Genomic DNA, 17,723 nt, shown 5'->3' with positions numbered 1-17,723 from the left:
AGATGACGTGTGTCATGGTGTAAAATCACAATAAATCAATTCTATAGTTTGTGACTTGGTGCGTTTTCCTCTTGCGGAAAGGGTGTCGACCGAGGGCCGATATGCCTTAGTACCCCCATGTGACAGAGGTTCAGGACAGATTTAGTGGCTTGCTATCATTGTTCATTGCGTTGGTTATTTTTGGAGCTGATCATGAAACGCATCGTCATGGTTCTGATATTGACCCTTCCCTCTGTCAGTGGTCTTGCTGAGGATTACATTATCTATCCGGCGGCTGGCCAGAGTGGTGAACAACAGAAGCAAGACACCATGGAGTGCCAGGCTTGGGCGACCGACAACACCGGCGTGAACCCGGTTAAACTGGCGAGTGAGCCGGCTCCGGCCAAGGCGGAAACGGGTGGTGAAAGGGCCCGGGGGGCTTTGGGCGGGGCTGCTGCTGGAGCCGCTGTTGGTGCTATTGCGGGTGATACCGGAGAAGGTGCGGCCATCGGCGCTGCGGTGGGCGTGATGCGAGGCGGTGCCAAGAAACGCAGGACTGAAGCCGCCAATCAGCAGGCTCAGGCCGATAAACAGGCAGAGAAAGAGGGGCAGATGGCCCAATATGTGCGGGCATTCAAAGCTTGCATGGAGGGGCGGAGTTACACCATAAAATAGTGCGGGTACGCCATTCGTCGGATCTGAGGTCGGTGCTCGACCCGAGCGGAGGAGGATGCCCGGGGCTGGCCCCGGGCAAGGGATTTTAGCCTTCGACGCCCTGGCTGCGCAGGTACTCATCGTAGGTGCCGTGGAAGTCGGTGATGCCGTCCGCCTTCAGCTCGATGATGCGGGTGGCCACGGAAGACACAAACTGACGGTCATGGGAGACGAACAGCAGGGTGCCTGCGTAGTTCTCCAGGGCCAGGTTGAGCGCCTCGATGGATTCCATATCCATGTGGTTGGTGGGTTCATCCATCACCAGGATGTTGGGCTTTTGCATCATCAGCTTGCCGAACAGCATCCGCCCCTGTTCACCCCCTGAGATGACGCGGGTGGATTTCTTGATCTCGTTCTGAGAGAACAGCATCCGGCCGAGGAAGGAGCGGATGGTCTGCTCATCGGCGCCTTCGGTGGCCCATTGTCCCATCCAGTCGAACAGGTTCAGGTCGGTGTCGAAGTCGGCGGCGTGCTCCTGGGCGTAGTAGCCGATGTTGTGGTTTTCAGACCACTTCACGGTGCCGGATTTGGGCGCCATGCGGCCCACCAGGGTGTTGAGCAGGGTGGACTTGCCGATGCCGTTTTCACCGATGATGGCGATGCGCTCGCCCACTTCTACCCGCAGCTCCAGGTTGTCGAACAGCAGGCCGTCATCGAAGCCCTGGGACAGCTTCTCCACCTCTAGGGCGTTACGGAACAGCTTCTTCTCCTGCTCGAAACGGATGAAGGGAGATTGACGGCTGGAGGCTTTCACCTCTTGCAGTTGAATCTTGTCGATCTGCTTGGCTCGGGAGGTGGCCTGGCGCGCCTTGGAGGCGTTGGCAGAGAAGCGGCTGACGAAGCTCTGCAGTTCGGCGATCTGCGCCTTCTTCTTGGCGTTGTCTGCCAGCATCCGCTCACGGGCCTGCTCGGCGGCGGTCATGTACTCGTCGTAGTTGCCGTGGTACATGCGCAGCTCACCGTAGTCGATGTCCGCCATGTGGGTGCACACCGAGTTCAGGAAGTGACGGTCGTGGGAGATGATGATCATGGTGCAGTTGCGCCCGTTGAGCACCTCTTCCAGCCAGTGGATGGTGTGGATGTCCAGGTTGTTGGTGGGCTCGTCCAGCAGCATGATGTCGGGATCGGCGAACAGCACTTGGGCCAGCAGCACCCGCACCTTCAGACCGGGGGCCACGGCGCTCATCAGGCCGAAATGCTGGTCCTCGGGAATGCCCAGGCCCAGCAGCAGTTCACCGGCACGGGCTTCGGCGCTGTAACCGTCCATCTCGGCAAATTGCACCTCAAGGTCGGCAACCAGCATCCCCTCCTCTTCGCTCATCTCAGGCAGACTGTAGATGCGATCGCGCTCGGCTTTCACCTTCCACATCTCCTGGTGGCCCATGATCACCGTGTCGATCACCGTGTACTCTTCGAAGGCCCACTGATCCTGGCCCAGCTTGGCCATGCGGGTGTTGGCTTCCAGGCTGACGTTGCCGGCGGACGGCTCCAGCTCGCCGGAGAGGATCTTCATAAAGGTGGACTTTCCGGCACCGTTGGCGCCGATGAGGCCAAAGCGGTTGCCGCCGCCAAACTTGGCGCTGATGTCTTCGAAAAGGGGTTTGTCCCCGAACTGCATGGTGATGTTGGAGGCGATGATCAAGGCGCTGCTTTCCCAGTGAAAAATTAAAAAAACGCCGCAGGTTACCCGTCCCATGGGGATTGTGCAAGTTTTCTGCACCTCTCTGGCTGTATCGTTTTACCAGCACTTTGTTACCATTGGGTTTTCTCCCGGCAGGCCAGCAACACCTTATGAGCGCTAAGACCCCCACCCTGAGGGTGGCGACCTTCAATGTCAGCATGGAGGCGGACAACTACCGTCGCCGGGAAGAGGCCTTGGATCCCCAGGCGTTGGAGAAGCGGCTGCGCACGGGTCGCAATCGCCAGATTCGCAACATTGCCGAGATCATCCAGCGGGTGCGGCCCGACATCCTGCTGCTCAATGAGTTCGATTACATCAAGGATCCCCGCCGCGGGGCGCTGGCGTTTCAGCGCCGTTACCTGTCGGTGTCGCAAAATGGCCAGAGGCCCATCCACTTCCGTCACTTCCATACGGCGCCGGTGAACAGCGGCGAGCCCAGCCCCCTGGATATCGACGGGGATGGCACTGCCTCCGGCACCGGCGGCGATGCCTGGGGTTTTGGTTACTATCCGGGGCAGTACGGCATGTTGGTGCTGTCCCGTTTCCCCATCGACACCGAATCGGTGCGCAGTTTCCGGCTGTTCCCCTGGCACAGGATGCCCGGAGCCCTGGAGCCGATGTATCCGGATGGGTCTCCCTTCTATGACGAACAGACCTGGCGCCGGCTGAGACTTTCCTCCAAGAGCCATTGGGACCTGCCCATTCGGATCCGGGGTAAGCGAGTGCACCTGCTGGCGGCTCACCCGACACCACCAGTGTTTGACGGGCCGGAACGGCGCAATGCCGCCCGTAACTTCGATGAGATTCGGCTGTGGGCGGATTATGTGGACTCTGAACGCAGTGGTTATCTGCAGGATGATCGGGGCGTTACCGGCGGGCTGGCAGAGGGTGAGGCTTTTGTCATCGCCGGCGACTACAACGCCTCGCCGGTTGAGGGGCGCTCCCTGACTGGGGCCATCGAACAGCTGCTGGCTCATCCATTGATCGAATCTGGGCAGCCAGCCACCAGTTTGGGCGGCGCTCAGCATTCGCCTGGCAACCCTCATGGCGACAGCCACACCGCCGACTGGCGGGCCAGGGTGGATTACCTGCTGCCGTCTGCCGCGGGCATTGAGGTGGTCGACAGCGGCGTGTTCTGGCCCGAGCCGGCCAGCGAACTCGCTTATCTGGTCAATGGCCGGGGTGCCTCTTCAGATCATCGGCTGGTGTGGCTGGATCTGTGCCTTAATTGAGCAGCGTAAATGTGAACCTGTCTGGAATGGTTTAACAAAATCAGATGGATAGGTGAAACAGTTGTCAGTGGCGCATTAACACCTGTGCAACCATGCGCGTGATGCATACCTAAGTTGCATAATTTTCACTCCTTTCCCCTATGGCCCGCCTCGGACCTGAGGCGTAGAATTTGCCAACTTTTTTTGGACTAGGTGGTGTTGTGGGCTCTCAATCCCTGTTGATGCAGTTGCTGCGAATGGTACTGGTGCTGGTCATCGTACTGTTTGCGGTCAACCGCTGCGATCCGCTGCTGGAGGCGTTCGCCAGCCAGGCAATGGGCTCTGGGTGTCACTCCACAGGTGGCAGCGACCATCACGCCCACCACCACAGTCACTGAGCAATCCCGGAGTAGAATCAACATGAGTATTTTCCGTTTCCCCCCCTTGGTGTGGCTGGGCATCGGTGTGCTGATCATCAGTCTGGGCATTCGCCAGTCATTCGGCATCTTCCTCTCTCCCATGGTGATGGACTTTGGCACCGGCCGAGAGTTCTTCTCCTTCGCCATCGCCCTGCAGAACTTGCTGTTTGGGGTGTTTCAGCCTTTCGTCGGCATGGCGGCAGACCGGTTCGGGCCCAGCCGCATCATCGTTGCCGGCTCCATCGCTTATGGCTCCGGCCTGTTGCTGACCGCGTTGACCACTCAGCCGGATTGGCTTTACATCTCTTTGGGTGGCCTGGTGGGCCTGGGACTCAGTGCCACCAGCTATGTGATCATTCTGGGAGCGGTGGCCAGAGCGGTGCCTGCGGAGCACGCGGCCAAGGCCTTTGGCCTGACGACGGCGGCGGGGTCTTTCGGCATGTTTGCGGTGATCCCCGGTGCCCAGGCGATGCTGACTCACTTCGACTGGCGGGTCACCATGGAGCTGTTTGCCGTGGCCTGTACCCTGATGGTGGCCTTTGCCTCCTTCATTAAGCCGGCGTCAGCGAAGAGTTCTGCGACCAGGGACGTTCAGGACAACCAGACCCTGAAGCAGGCCCTGAGCGAGGCGTTTCGCCATCGCGGCTACTGGTTTATTCATGCGGGGTTCTTCGTCTGCGGCTTCCACGTGATGTTTATCGCCACCCATCTCCCCAGTTACCTGGCGGACAAGGGGCTGACGGCTCAGGTGGCTGCCCTGGCGCTGGCCTATGTGGGGATTTTCAATATCTTCGGCTCCTACTTCTGGGGCCTGATGGGAGACCACTTCGATAAGCGCTATGTGATGACCACCCTCTATCTGGTGCGCACCGTGGTGATTACTGGCTTCGTGACCCTGCCGGTGACCGACGCTACCGCGTCCCTGTTTGGCGCCGCCATCGGTTTCTGCTGGCTGGGCACCGTGCCTCTGACCTCAGGTCTGGTGAGGCAGATCTTCGGCGCCCGCTACCTTTCCACCCTCTATGGGCTGGTGTTCTTTACCCATCAGGTGGGCAGCTTCCTGGGGGCCTGGGCCGGTGGCCGCATCTACGACCACTACGGCACCTATGAGCCCATCTGGTGGAGCACCATAGTGTTGGCCTTTGCCGCCGCGCTGCTGCACCTGCCCATCGACGCCCGGCCAGTGGTCAGGCTGCAGCCTCAGCCCGCCTGACTGTCTGGCGGATCGGCGGTCAGGCCGCCACCCAGGGCGCGGTAGAGGTTGATGTGGGCCAGCAACTGGTCCCTTTGCAGCTGGCTCAGGGCCAGCTGGGCGCTGAACAGTTGCCGCTGGGCGTCCAGCAGATCCAGGGAGGTGGCTACGCCGTTCAGGTACCTGAGTCTGGCCAGGCGCACATACTCCTGTGAGGCGTTGACCAGCTCCTGCTGGGCTTCCATGGCGCTCTGGGCGCGGCGGACACTGGCCAGGGCATCACTGACCTCGGTGTAGGCGGTCAGCACCGCCTCCCGATAGGCCAGCTCCGCCTGTTTCAGCTCTTCGGTCGCGATGCGTTTCTGGGCATTGAGCTTGCCCGAATTGAACAGCGGCTGGGTCAGACCTCCCAGCAGGCTCCAGGTCACCCCTTCGCTGTCGAGAATGTCTCCCAATTTTTCGCTCTCTATGCCGTAGCTGCCGCTGATGGTGAAGCTGGGCAGCAGGGCGGCTTCCGCCACTCCGAGAGAGGCATTAGCAGCGATCAGTTGTTGTTCGGCCACCGCAACATCGGGCCGCTGACTGAGCATGTCAGACGGCACCCCGATGGCCAATACGTCGGTGATCCCCAGGGCGGAAAGACCCTGAGGGGCCTGATACTGGGTCTCCAGTTCATAGCTGCCCAGCAGCAGCTTCAGCTGATTCTGCTTCTGATGACGGTCAAAGTCCAAGGCTGGCAAAGTGGTGCGGGCGGACTGGTACTCCACCTCCGCCTGACGCACTTCCAGTCCGGAGATCACCCCATTTTCCTTGCGCAGTCGCGCCAGCTTCAACTCTTCCAGTCTCACGCGGGCGGTGTCTTTGGAGATGCGGTAGCGCTGCTCGATGTCCAGCCATTCGTAGTAGCGGCTGGCCACGTCGCTGACCAGGCTTAGGGTGGCCAGGTTCAGTTGCTGTTTGCTGCTGAGCAACTGGGCGTAACTGGCGTCACTGCGGCGGCGGTTGGCGCCCCAGAGATCCACCTCCCAGCTCACCATGCCGTCCAGGTTGAAGGTGTCGGCGATCTCCGGGTCGCTGTTGGTCAGGCCGCTGTCGCTCTCCCGCTCGGCGGACAGGCCCAGGCTGAGCTCCGGATAGAGGGCGGCGTCGGTGACCGTGGTCTGCTCCCTTGCCGCCTGAAGCCGGGAACGGGTGACCTCCAGGCTGAGGTTGTCCGCCAGGGCCCGGTCAATCAACAGCTGCAGCTGAGGGTCGAGGAAGAACTGGCGCCAGGGCAGGGTGCCCAGATGGGCACTGACCCCAGGGGTGGCGTCAAAGTGTTCCGGCAGGGGCAGCTCCGGGCGCTGGTAGTCGGGGCCGACGGCACAGCCGCTGAGCATCAGGGCCAGGGTCAGGGGCAGCAGTCTCATGGGCGTGCCTCCTCGGTTTGGGTCTGCTCTGGCAGTGGCGGTTTGTTGCGGGATCTCAGCCAGCCAGCGCAGGTGATAAAGAACAGGGGCACCAGCACGATGCCGATGCTGGTGGCCAGAATCATGCCGCCGAGAATAGGGATGGCGATGGACTGACGACTGACCGCGCCAGGTCCGGTGGACAGCACCAGTGGCAGCACCCCGAGAATGAAGGCCATGGAGGTCATCAGGATGGGACGGAAACGCAACGCCGCCGCCTCCAGAGCAGCCTCCACCCGGGAGCGGCCCTGCTTATGCAGCTGGTTGGCAAACTCAACAATCAGGATGGAGTTTTTGGCGGCCATGCCGATGAGGGCAATAAAGGCAATCTGGAAGAACAGGTTGCTCTCCATGCCGCTGACCATGGTGGCGGATGCCGCCCCCAGCATGGCCACCGGGGCGATCAACAGCACCGCCACCGGGATGGTCCAGCTCTCATACAGGGCTGCCAGGAACAGGAACACGAACACCAGGGCCAGGGTAACGGCGACGGCGGTCTGGTTGGCGGATTGCACCTCCTGATAGGTCAGGCCGCTCCACTCGTAGCGGAAGGTGTTGGGCAGCAGTGGCTTGGCCACCCGTTCGATCGCCTTGATCACGTCGCCGGTGGCGTAGCCCGGTGCCGGGGTGACGTTGATGGAGGCGCTGGAGAACATGTTGTAGTGGGTGACCGACGCCGGCCCGACGCTGTAGTCATACTCGGCCAGCACGCCGATGGGCACCATGGCACCACTGCTGGAGCGCACATAGAAGTCCTTGATCTGATCCGGGAACTGGCGGTACTCCTGCTCAGCCTGGATCTTCACCCGGTACACCCGGCCAAACAGGTTGAAGTCGTTGACCGTGGAGGAGTCGGTGAAGGTCTTGATGGTGCTGTAGATGTCGGACACGGTGACGCCGATGGCCATCGCCTTGGCTTCATCCACCGACAGCCTCAGCTGCGGAATGGCCGACTGCAGGGAGAGTCCGGCCCGGGCAACTTCCGGCTGGCGCTTGAGCTGCTCCACCAGCTCCTTGGCGTTCTCAATCAGACCCTCGAAGTTGGTGCCTGAGGTGTCCTGCAGTTCCATCTCCACCCCGGAGCCGTTGCCCAGGCCAGGTACTGCAGAAGGCAGGTAGAGGCTGAACTCCGCCTCCAGCACCTGGTTCAGATCCTTCTGCAACTGGTGCATCACCCTCTTGACCGTGTGCCCCTCGCCTTTGCGCTGCTCCCAGGGGGTGAGAATCACCTCAAACTGGCCGTTGGCCTGGTTGGAGCCGGAGCGGCGGTTCTCCCCCGCCAGGGTAAAGGAGTAGGCCACTGCCGGGTGGGCCATCACATACTGCTCGGCTTTCTTCAGCACCTCCTGGGTGCGGTTGACCGTGGAGCCGTCGGGCAGAGTCATGTCGATGAAGAAGCGCCCCTGATCCTCGTCCGGCATAAAGCTGGCGGGCAGTTGGTTCATGATCAGGTAGACCCCGCCCACCATGATGGCGAAGGCCAGATAGCTGCGTTTGGCGTGAGACTGGGTCAGCCCCACCAGGGAAACATAGCGGTTGGTGGCGGAGTCCAGGACCCGGTTGATCCAGCGGAACAGGGCATTGGGCTTGCTCTCCTCGGCGGTGAGCAAAATGGCGCACAGGGCCGGGCTCAGGGTCAGGGCCACCACAGTGGAGATCAGCACCGACACGGTAATGGCCACGGCGAACTCCCGGTACATGATGCCGGTGATCCCCGCCAGGAAGGAGACGGGAACAAACACCGCCGCCAGTACCAGGCTGGTGGCCACCAGGGCACCGGAGAGCTCCTTCATGGCGGCCCGGGTGGCTGCCGCCGCGCTTAGGCCCTTCTCCTTCATCAGTCGCTCGACGTTCTCCACCACCACAATGGCGTCGTCCACCACGATGCCGATGGCCAGCACCAGGGCCAGCAGGCTGACGGTGTTGATGGTAAATCCGAAGGCCAGCATCGCCGCCAGGGTGCCCACCAGGGAGACGGGCACGGCGACGGCGGGGATCAGGGTGGCGCGCCAGTTCTGCAGGAACAGGTAGACCACGGCCACCACCAGGATCAGCGCCTCGATCAGGGTTTTGACCACCTCGGAGATGGAGTCCTCGATAAACTCCGAGGCGTCATAGAACACCTGCCACTCCACGCCGGCGGGGAATTTGGTGGCCAGATCCGCCATGGTCTCCTTCACCTTGCGGGTGACCTCCAGGGCGTTGGCGCCGGGCAGCAGGTAGACCTGGACGATGGTGGCGTTGGCGCCGTTGAGCTGGGATTGCAGGGTGTAGGCGGAGGAGCCCAGTTCGATGCGGGCGATGTCCCTCAGGCGGATCAGCGAGCCATCGGCGTCGGCGCGGACGATGATCTCATTGAACTGCTGCACACTGGAGAGGCGGCCGGCGGCGGTAATGGGCAGGGTCAGTGACAACTGGTCGCTGTTGGGCTGAGTGCCTATGGTGCCCGCCGGGCTCTCCTTGTTCTGCGCCTTGATGGCGCCTATCACGTCCGAGGTGGTCAGGCCGTAGCCGGCCATCATGTCCGGCTTGAGCCAGATGCGCATGGAGTAGCTGCGCGAGCCGGTGTTACGGGTGCGGCCCACTCCGGGGATCCGTTTCAGGGCCGAGGTGATGTTGATGGTGGCGTAGTTACTCAGGTAGATCTCATCGAAGCGTTCATCGTCTGAGGTCAACGCCAGCTTCAGCAGCTCCACCGAGGCTTCCTTGGACACAGACACCCCTTCGGTCTGCACGTCGATGGGCAGACTGCCGAACGCCTGCTGGGTGGCGTTCTGCACATCCACCGCCGCCAGGTCCGGGCTGGTGCCCACATCGAAGGTGATGGTGACGTTGGTGCTGCCTGAGTTGGTGCTCTTGGAGCTCATGTAGATCATGTTGGGCACCCCGTTGACCTCCTGCTCCAGCGGGGTGGCCACCGACTCGGCGGCGGTCACCGAGGTGGCCCCTGGGTAGGATGCGGAGATCTTCACCTGGGGCGGGGTGATGTAGGGGTACTGGTCGATGGGCAGCTGGAACATGGCCACCAGTCCCAGCAGGACGATGACGATGGAGATGACGCTGGCAAAGACCGGCCGATTGACGAAGAACTGGGCCATCACTCCTGCTCCTGTGCCTGTTGCTGCTCAATCTGTTGCTGCTCCAGGGCCTGGGCCTTCTCCTTGGCATCCTCCCTGGACTGGTACTCCTCGGCGGTCAGAGGCTCGGCCAGCTGGCCGTGCTGCACCCTATGCATCCCCTCGATGATCACCAACTCACCGGCGCGCAGGCCGCTCTTGACCACCACGCCCTCCTCACCCTGATGTTCGATGACGATAAAGCGGCGTTCCACCTTGTTGTCCGGCAGCACCACCATCACGTAGACGCCCCCCTGGTCCACCCGGGTGGCTTTCTGGGGAATGACGATGGCGTTCTCCAGCTCGGAGAGCTTGATGCGGGCGTTGGTGTACTGGCCGGGCAGCAGTTCCCGGTCCGGGTTGGGCAGTACCGCCCGAACCTCGAAGGTGCCGGTGTCCGGATTCACCGAGGGGTCGGTGAAGCTGACGTCTCCCCAGTAGCGGTATTCGCTGTTGTCCGGCAGGGTGATGCGCACGAAGCCTTCGACGGTCTTGCCTTCGGTTTCCGCTTCCCGCTTGGCCCGCTCACTGACGATGCGCCGCCGGGCGTTGAGGTAGTCCAGGGCCGACATGTTGAAGTTGACGTAAATGGGGTCCACCTGACGCACCCGGGTCAGCAGTGACTGTCCCTGGCTGCCCACCAGGGCACCGATGTCCACCTCGGAGCGGCTCACCAGACCATCGATGGGGGCCTGAATTTTGGTGTAGCTCAGCTCCAGTTCGGCCTCTTCCAGCTCCGCCTTGGAAGCGGCCAGGTTGGATTTGGCCTGGGACAGGGCGGAGAGGGCGTTGTCGTAGTCCAGTTGGCTGGCGGCGTCCTGCTCATAGAGGGGGCGCAGCCGGTCGGCGTCACGCTGGGCCTTTTCCAGGATGCTGCGCTGGGACGCCAATTTGGCCTTGAGGCGGTTGACCACCGCCAGATAGGGCTTGTCATCAATCTGGTACAGCGGGTCGCCCGCCTTGACCGCGCTGCCCTCGACGAAGATGCGCTCCTCCACGAAGCCGTTGATTCGAGCTCGTACTTCCACATCCAGCGAGGCCCGGGTGACCCCAACATAGTTGCCGTACAGAGGCACAGTGGCGGTCTGCACCGCCTCCACCACCACCAGTTTGGGCTCGATGGTGATCTGGGGTTTCTGGCAGCCGAACAGGGCAAGAGCGGCGAGAGAGAGCAGCGTCAGCGAAAGGGGGGAGCGAGTAGCCATCATTGCATCCTGCAAATGTCTTTTTTTTGGAGTGTCGCCAGCCAAAATCGTTGGCGAGAATGTAACCCTCATACTAGAGCTTAAGCACTTATTATTTCAACGGATATTCCTAGATTCCGCCTAAAGTTTCGGCTAAGGCCCTGGCGCGCGTTTGTCGGTGATTCGGGTCTTTCTCACTGACCGGCGCCCGATTCTGTGACTGATTTGATTGATGGCACGCTGTAGCATTTTGAAACGTAAACAAATTGTAGCGGACTTCCTGGCCTGATAGCTTGCTGGATGAGAAAAAACTTGGTTCAGTTCAGGGATGACAATATGAAAAAAATGTTGAAGCGGGCCGGAATAGGCCTGCTGTCGATCACCGTGTTGGGCGGGGCCTTTGCCGCCCACGAGTGGTATGCAGAGAAGCCCTTTTTCTTCCGTAACTTCGTCGACCGCACCCTGGTCAAGATGGCCTTTGAGAGTCCCGAAACTCTCACCTCCCTGGGCTTCCTTGAGTCCGCAGGAATCAAGGGTCACAACGCCAGGCTGGATGACGCCAGTCCCGCCCGCAGCGATGAGCAACTGAATACCCTGCTGGACGCCAGGCGGGTGTTGATGACCTACGAAGATGCGGATCTCAGCGAGGAGGATCGCCTCTCCAAGGAGGTGGCCCTCTATCTGCTGAACTTCATGGATGAAGCCAAGGCGTTTCGTCATCACAACTACCCGGTCAACCAGATGTTTGGGGTGCAGAGTGCTTTCCCAAGCTTCATGCAGTCAAAGCACCAGGTGACCAGCGTCGAGGACGCTGAGCATTATCTGGCCCGGTTGGACCAGGTGGAGCGTAAGTTTCTCCAATATCTGGAGGGGCTGAAGCTGCGGGAAGAGAAAGGGATCGTCCCTCCTCGTTTTGTCATCGACCGGGTGCTGACGGAGATGCGGGGATTCGTGGATACCCCGACGACCCAGAACATCCTCTACACCTCCCTGGCCCAGAAGCTCAGTGAGGTGGAGGGGCTGGCAGAAGAGGAGAAACAGGACCTGCTGGCGGGGGCCGAGCAGCGCATCGAAAGTCGGGTGTACCCCGCCTACCACGGCTTTATCGCCTACTTCGAACAGCTTCATGCCAAGGCGGGAGAGGACGCCGGGCTGTGGCGCCTGCCTCAAGGAGAGCAGGCTTATGACGCGGCACTGAGGCTGTTTACCACCACAGACTACAGCGCCGAGGAGATTCACAACCTGGGTTTGTCCGAAGTGGATCGCATTCAGTCGCAGATGCTGGAGATATTGGCGGCAGAGGGGATCGAGACAACTGCCGGTTTTGCTCCGGCCATGGAGGCGCTCTCCTCCGATCCCCGCTTCTATTATCCTGACACCGACCAAGGGCGTCAGCAGATCCTGGAGGATTATCAGCGAATCCTGGATGAGATCGATGAGGGCATCGCCCAGGCGTTCAACCTGCGTCCCGGCGTGGGTATGGAGGTGAAGCGGATTCCGGCGTTTAAGGAGAAGACCTCTCCCGGTGCCTATTATGAGCAACCGGCGCTGGATGGTAGCCGTCCAGGCCGTTTCTATGCCAATCTCTATGACATCAAGGCCACCCCCACCTACTCCATGCGCACCCTGGCTTACCATGAGGGCATTCCCGGCCATCACTTCCAGATTGCCATCGCCATGGAGCTGGAAGGCTTGCCCTTCTTCCGCCGCGTTTCTCCCTTTACCGCCTATGTGGAGGGCTGGGCCCTGTATGCGGAGCACCTGGCCTGGGAGATGGGGTTCCAGCAGCAGCCCCTGGATAACCTGGGCAGGCTGCAGGCAGAGCTGTTTCGCGCCGTACGTCTGGTGGTGGACACCGGGCTGCATGCCAAACGCTGGACCCGGGAGCAAGCCATCGACTACATGCTGGCCAACACCGGCATGGCTGAGTCTGATGTCATTGCCGAGGTGGAGCGTTACATCGTGATGCCCGGGCAGGCGACCGCCTACAAGGTGGGGATGATGAAGATTCTGGAGCTGCGCGAGCGTGCCCAGCAGGCCCTGGGCGAGCAGTTCAACCTGGCAGCGTTCCACGACGTGGTGCTGCGAAATGGCGCCCTGCCGCTGGACATTCTCGATCGTCTGGTGAATGACTACATTGCCCGGGAGCGAGCCCTGGCGGCTAATTAGCCCCTTTGTGCGCCACCCGGCGTATGAAGCCGAAGTCGCTTTCGGTGATGATCAGGTTGCCCTGGGAGTCCAGGGCAACGGAGCGGGGCTCACTGATCTTCTCTCCGGGCAGGTAGAAGGGCAGGCCGTCTCCGCTGTGCTGATGGTCACGCCCGCCATCCACAAAGCGGTGGATGATGCCTGAAGGGGAAACAAACCAGATCTGCCCTCCCTTGTGGGTGGCCAGAAAATAGCCGCCATTGGGGTGAAACCAGATGCCGCGCACCTCATACAGGCCGGTCTCTGTCGCAGGATAGCCATCACCGCCACCGGTGGCCTTGCCATTGCCTGCGACCGTCCTCTTCTCTCCGTTGGCGCTGATGGCGTAGACCCGACTGGCTTTGCGGTCGGTGACAAAGAGCTCGCCAGTCGGGCTTACCGCCAGGTTGGCCAGCTCCCTGAACCCGTCGGCCATCACCTCGGAGCCCTTATCGGGCTGCCACTTCATCAGCCTCTGACCACTGCTGTAGTACACCAGGGTCTCATCGTCGCTCACCCAAAGGCCGCGGCCAGTCTCTATTCCGTCAGGGTCCTTAAACAGGGTGGTGATCTGCCCGTCCCGGGTAAGGCGGCGCACCTTACCGTTGCCGGTATCCAGGATGTAACTGGTGCCATTGCCAGACACCCACAGGCCATTGGGGTAACACAGGCTGATCTCCGTTGCCTGACCAAGCTTATCTTCGCCATCGCCACAACGGTTGGTGCCGGCGATGGTCTGAATGCTGCCGTCTGTGTTGATCCGCCTTAAGGCATGGGCGTCTTTGTCGATTACCAGGATGTTGCCCCTGCCGTCGTCCATGGCGTGATGCGGGCGGGAGAGCTCCGCCTGGCTGGCAGGCATCCCTTCGAAGCGGGTTTCCCAGCCATTTCGATACTTGGCGCGGATCTGGCCGCGTCCGGCCAGGGTGGACAGCTCACCGAAGCCATCGGCAAATTCCGCATAGCCGCCATACTTGTGGTTGTCCGCCGACAGGGTGGCGGACAGGCAGGCGCCCAGACTGAGAACGGAAAAGGTGAAAAATGCGCGGGGAGAGATGATGGCGGGCATGGCATTGGTCCTGAAAAAAAGCGCCGGAGCTGCAGGGAGTCGGCCCCGGCGTTCGAAACAACCTGATATGAGATGGGTTCTTGGCCGAGCCGTCGTTCAGACTTTGTTCGGCTTGAGTGAAGTCTAACCTGCTCAGGTGGATGAAAAATGTGACCAACCACTAAAAGTTTCAACCTAATATTACACTTGGTTTGGCAAGTCTCCAACTATGTCATTCATTTGTATTGCTTAATATCTGATCATCTTTGCTGCATCCGGCATCACTGCGGTGGGTTGAAGGAAACCAAGAGATGGCGGCACAGAGAAAGGTTGTCTGAACGGAATGAAATTCAACCTCGATGATTTTGATTTGTGAGCGGGTCGGCAGGGTGGAATCCGGTTCAAGGTGTGAGCAAGGTCTCTGCGGCTAAAGTCCCATTGCCATCGGGATCACGACCTGAAAGATTGGCGTTAGATGCATGGGAGATATGCAGTGAATTCAGTTTTTTTGAGCCTATATCTGTCTTAAGCTTATCCAAACATCGTCGAAAGCGATCTTATTTCTCAAAGGAATCCCATTATGTTTAATGCGCTTGTCCTGACTCAGGAGGAGAAAACCACCAAAGCCCAGATTCAGCAGCTGCAGGAGAGTGATCTGCCTGAAGGTGATGTGCTGGTTGAAGTGGAAGCCTCTTCTCTTAACTACAAAGATGGTCTGGCCGTTACGGGTACGGGCAAAATCATTCGTGATTTCCCCATGGTGCCGGGTATCGACTTTGCCGGCCGGGTGATTGAGTCCAGCGATGAGCGCTACAAGGCCGGTGACCAGGTGATTCTGACCGGCTGGGGTGTGGGTGAGCGCCACTGGGGTGGTATGGCCGAGCGTGCCCGGGTCAAGGCCGACTGGCTGGTACCCATGCCCGCCAATTGCGATGCTCACAAGGCGATGATGATCGGGACCGCAGGCCTCACCGCCATGCTCTGTGTCCAGGCTCTGCTCGATGGCGGCGTCAAGCCCGAAGATGGCGAAGTACTGGTGACCGGTGCCAGCGGCGGCGTAGGCTCTGTGGCGGTGACCCTGCTGGCTCAGCTGGGTTACAAGGTGGCCGCGTCCACCGGCCGTGTTGAAGAGAACGCCAAGCTGCTGCGTCAGCTGGGTGCCGAAGAGATCATCGAGCGCAGTGAGCTGGAAGTTCAGTCCCGTCCCCTGGAGCGTCAGCGCTGGGCCGGTGTGGTGGACACCGTGGGCAGCCAGGTGCTGGCTCATGCCCTGTCCCAGGTGAACTACGGCGGTACCGCCGCCATCTGTGGCCTGGCCGGTGGCCACCTGCTGCCAACCACAGTGATGCCCTTCATCCTGCGCAATGTTCGCCTTCAGGGTGTGGATTCCGTGGCTTGCCCTTATGAGCAGCGCCTGACCGCCTGGAACAAGGCCCTGGAGATTCTGCCCGAGTCTTTCTATGAGCAGGCCTGCCACAGCATTGGCCTGGGACAGGTTGCCGATTACGCCCATAAGATTGTGCGTGGCCAGGTGACCGGTAGGGTGATCATCACCCTCTGATTTTGATCTCCGTCCAGAGATCGTGATCCGCCCCTCGGGGCGGATTTTTTATGTCTGGCTCCCGGGCCTTCGCCGGTGTTTAATCTCCTGAATGGTATAGAGTAAAACTCTATGAAGAGGGAGACGGTATCGGTGAACAGGCAGAGATTAAAGGCAGTGGAGAGCGAGTTTCTCTCCGTCTACCCGGATGGGTTTGCGGATCCCGAGTTGGTGAAGCTGGGGAAAAAACATCAGGTGGAGCTCAGGGTCAGACAATCCCAGGAGTTCTTCGCCCCGGAGTGTTTCGCTCAGCCTCAGCTGGTGGCAGAGAATATGGTCAAGACCATCGGCCGTTCTTCCATGGTGTCGGTGTTCGAAAAACCTCGCCTGCGTGACTGGGTGAAGGGGATGACCCATCAGGAGCGGGAAAGTTATGCTCTGGCGCTGCGGGACATGCTCCATGGCGACATGGAGTATGGCTTTAACATCATGCTGGATCTGCTCAGGCCGGCGAAACTGGCCAAATGGTCGTTGATGACCATACTGCCCTGTTATTACGCTCCCCACGATGAAGTGTTTGTAAAACCCACCACCGCCAAAGGGATCATCCGTTATTTTGACCTTGAAGGGCTGGAATATAAGCCAGCACCGAGTTATCAGTTTTACATCAACTATCGGAATCAGATTCTGGCGATGAAAGAGAAGGTCTCCCCATCGCTGCAATCCAACAATGCCGCATTTTGTGGTTTTCTGATGATGATGACCCAGCAGGGCCAAGGCCCCTCCCGCTAACGGGAGGAGCGCATGGATGATTAGCTCAGCTGCCCATCGAGCAGGGGAGAGGTGGCATCGGTGATCAGCTCTCTGAGCCAGCGCTGGGCCGGGTCCTCGCCGGTACGGGAGTGCCAGAACAGGTGATAGTCGATGGGCGGCAGGGGGAAGGGCAGGGGCTTGACCACCAGGTTGTGCTGCTCGCCTGCCTGTTCGGCCAGGCCCGAGGGCAGGGTCAGCAGCAGTGGCTGATGTTTCAGCAGCACCAGGGCGTTGCCCAGACTGGGAGTACGCAGCAGCATTCGGTGTCCACCCAGCCCTGCCATGGCGTCGTCCATCAAGGCTTTCACACCATCACTGACGGCGACCACGGCTGAGGGGTACTCTTTGAAGTGGTCCGGTTCGAGGTTGGTCTCGGCCAGGGGGTGTTCCTTGGCCATCACCGCCCGTAAGCCGACCAGCCCCAGGTTGCGGCTCATCAGGGGGGCGCTTTTTCCCGGTGCCCGGCAGATGGCCAGGTCCACCCCTTCGCTGCCCAACTGGGTTTTCAGATCCCTGTGCTGAACCGGCAGCACCTCCAGGTTGACCCCGGGAGCCTGGGAGTAGAGTCGTTCCAGGATGGCGGGCATCAAAGCCTGCAGGGCGAAGTCGGTCACCGCAATGGTAAAGGTTTGAGTGCACTGGGCCGGATCAAATATCCTCGGGGAGAGCAGATGACTCAGCTCGGCGATGGGGGCCTGCAGCTTCTGTTGGCAATCCAGGGCGAATTGTGTGGGCTGAAGCCGGGTGCCGACTCGGGTGAACAGCGGGTCTCCGAGCATCTCTCTTAACCTGGACAGTACCCGACTGGTGGCGGACTGACTCAGATGCAGCCGTTTGGACGCTCGGGTAACGCTGCCCTCCTCAATCAATACCTGAAGGGCGACAAGCAGACTGAGGTCGCGCCGATACAACTCTTCTAGTTCCATTGTCTTCCGTTATCTTGACTCGTGTTAACGACACAATAACAGGGGACAGAAAGTAATGATTCTTTCCGGGGGAAAAAACATGAGCTGAAATTAAGTTTGGAATGAATTCCAAAAGGGGGTGGAATATATATATTCCCTCTATAAATTTGATTGGTCTCTCTATTTTCCAAAAGGTTCAAACTCTTTTAGTAAGAAATAACAGAATCTCCCGTTTTGGAACTGGTTCCACTTTTACACTGGCCCTGAGATAACCAAACAAGGGTGA

Annotated in this window: 13 protein-coding genes; 7 read left to right on the top strand and 6 right to left on the bottom strand. The window is 60.1% G+C overall.

Going from position 1 to position 17,723, the window contains the following annotated elements; translation table 11 throughout:
* The first annotated feature begins 192 nt into the window (after positions 1 to 192).
* Positions 193 to 654 (top strand): glycine zipper family protein, encoded by a 462-nt coding sequence (locus QUE41_RS15970; RefSeq protein WP_286339992.1) that lies wholly within the window; start codon positions 193 to 195, stop codon positions 652 to 654.
* 85 nt (positions 655 to 739) lie between these two features.
* On the opposite strand, the gene QUE41_RS15965 is transcribed toward QUE41_RS15970, so the two are convergent.
* Entirely contained in the window at positions 740 to 2,335 is a 1,596-nt protein-coding gene (locus QUE41_RS15965) for an ABC-F family ATPase (RefSeq protein ID WP_286339991.1), read from the bottom strand.
* A gap of 149 nt (positions 2,336 to 2,484) precedes the next feature.
* On the opposite strand from QUE41_RS15965, the gene QUE41_RS15960 reads away from it, so the two are divergent.
* From QUE41_RS15960 to QUE41_RS15950, 3 genes are all read left to right on the top strand, one after another.
* Positions 2,485 to 3,606 carry an endonuclease/exonuclease/phosphatase family protein gene (locus QUE41_RS15960; RefSeq protein ID WP_286339990.1) on the top strand — a complete coding sequence of 374 codons (1,122 nt, stop codon included), beginning with the start codon at positions 2,485 to 2,487 and terminating at the stop codon, positions 3,604 to 3,606.
* 200 nt (positions 3,607 to 3,806) lie between these two features.
* Entirely contained in the window at positions 3,807 to 3,983 is a 177-nt protein-coding gene (locus QUE41_RS15955) for a hypothetical protein (RefSeq protein WP_286339989.1), read from the top strand.
* Between the two features lie 22 nt (positions 3,984 to 4,005).
* Positions 4,006 to 5,217 (top strand): MFS transporter, encoded by a 1,212-nt coding sequence (locus QUE41_RS15950; RefSeq protein ID WP_286339988.1) that lies wholly within the window; start codon positions 4,006 to 4,008, stop codon positions 5,215 to 5,217.
* On the opposite strand, the gene QUE41_RS15945 is transcribed toward QUE41_RS15950, so the two are convergent.
* From QUE41_RS15945 to QUE41_RS15935, 3 genes are read right to left on the bottom strand one after another with little or no spacing between them, the layout of a single operon-like run.
* Entirely contained in the window at positions 5,205 to 6,605 is a 1,401-nt protein-coding gene (locus tag QUE41_RS15945) for an efflux transporter outer membrane subunit (protein ID WP_286339987.1), read from the bottom strand. The genes QUE41_RS15950 and QUE41_RS15945 overlap by 13 nt on opposite strands.
* Positions 6,602 to 9,742 (bottom strand): efflux RND transporter permease subunit, encoded by a 3,141-nt coding sequence (locus QUE41_RS15940; RefSeq protein WP_286339986.1) that lies wholly within the window; start codon positions 9,740 to 9,742, stop codon positions 6,602 to 6,604. The genes QUE41_RS15945 and QUE41_RS15940 overlap by 4 nt, the downstream gene beginning before the upstream one ends.
* The gene (locus tag QUE41_RS15935; protein ID WP_286339985.1) at positions 9,742 to 10,965 is read right to left on the bottom strand and encodes an efflux RND transporter periplasmic adaptor subunit; all 1,224 of its coding nucleotides are present in this window, start codon (positions 10,963 to 10,965) and stop codon (positions 9,742 to 9,744) included. Before QUE41_RS15935 ends, QUE41_RS15940 begins: the two co-directional genes overlap by 1 nt.
* 315 nt (positions 10,966 to 11,280) lie before the next feature.
* Here QUE41_RS15935 and QUE41_RS15930 point away from each other — a divergent pair, with 315 nt between their 5' ends.
* Positions 11,281 to 13,113 carry a DUF885 domain-containing protein gene (locus QUE41_RS15930; protein ID WP_286339984.1) on the top strand — a complete coding sequence of 611 codons (1,833 nt, stop codon included), beginning with the start codon at positions 11,281 to 11,283 and terminating at the stop codon, positions 13,111 to 13,113.
* Here QUE41_RS15930 and QUE41_RS15925 read toward each other — a convergent pair.
* The gene (locus tag QUE41_RS15925) at positions 13,106 to 14,200 is read right to left on the bottom strand and encodes an NHL repeat-containing protein (RefSeq protein ID WP_286339983.1); all 1,095 of its coding nucleotides are present in this window, start codon (positions 14,198 to 14,200) and stop codon (positions 13,106 to 13,108) included. The two genes, QUE41_RS15930 and QUE41_RS15925, sit on opposite strands and share 8 nt — an antisense overlap.
* A gap of 559 nt (positions 14,201 to 14,759) precedes the next feature.
* Here QUE41_RS15925 and acuI point away from each other — a divergent pair.
* Both acuI and QUE41_RS15915 read left to right on the top strand, forming a co-directional pair.
* Complete coding sequence (gene acuI, locus QUE41_RS15920; RefSeq protein ID WP_286339982.1) at positions 14,760 to 15,740, top strand: acrylyl-CoA reductase (NADPH); 981 nt, start codon at positions 14,760 to 14,762, stop codon at positions 15,738 to 15,740.
* Positions 15,741 to 15,851: 111 nt separating this feature from the next.
* Positions 15,852 to 16,511, top strand: a complete 660-nt coding sequence (locus QUE41_RS15915) for a hypothetical protein (RefSeq protein ID WP_286339981.1) — start codon at positions 15,852 to 15,854, stop codon at positions 16,509 to 16,511.
* A 20-nt stretch (positions 16,512 to 16,531) separates the two neighbouring features.
* Here the strand turns inward: QUE41_RS15915 and QUE41_RS15910 are convergent, their stop codons facing one another.
* On the bottom strand, positions 16,532 to 17,458 hold the full coding sequence (locus QUE41_RS15910; RefSeq protein WP_286339980.1) for a LysR family transcriptional regulator: 927 nt from the start codon (positions 17,456 to 17,458) through the stop codon (positions 16,532 to 16,534).
* Positions 17,459 to 17,723: the final 265 nt, after the last annotated feature.

The sequence above is a fragment of the Ferrimonas sp. YFM genome, from assembly GCF_030296015.1.
Taxonomy (GTDB): domain Bacteria; phylum Pseudomonadota; class Gammaproteobacteria; order Enterobacterales; family Shewanellaceae; genus Ferrimonas.
The sequence above is the reverse complement of the archived record's forward strand: the minus strand, read 5'-3'. Positions and strand labels throughout refer to the sequence as shown.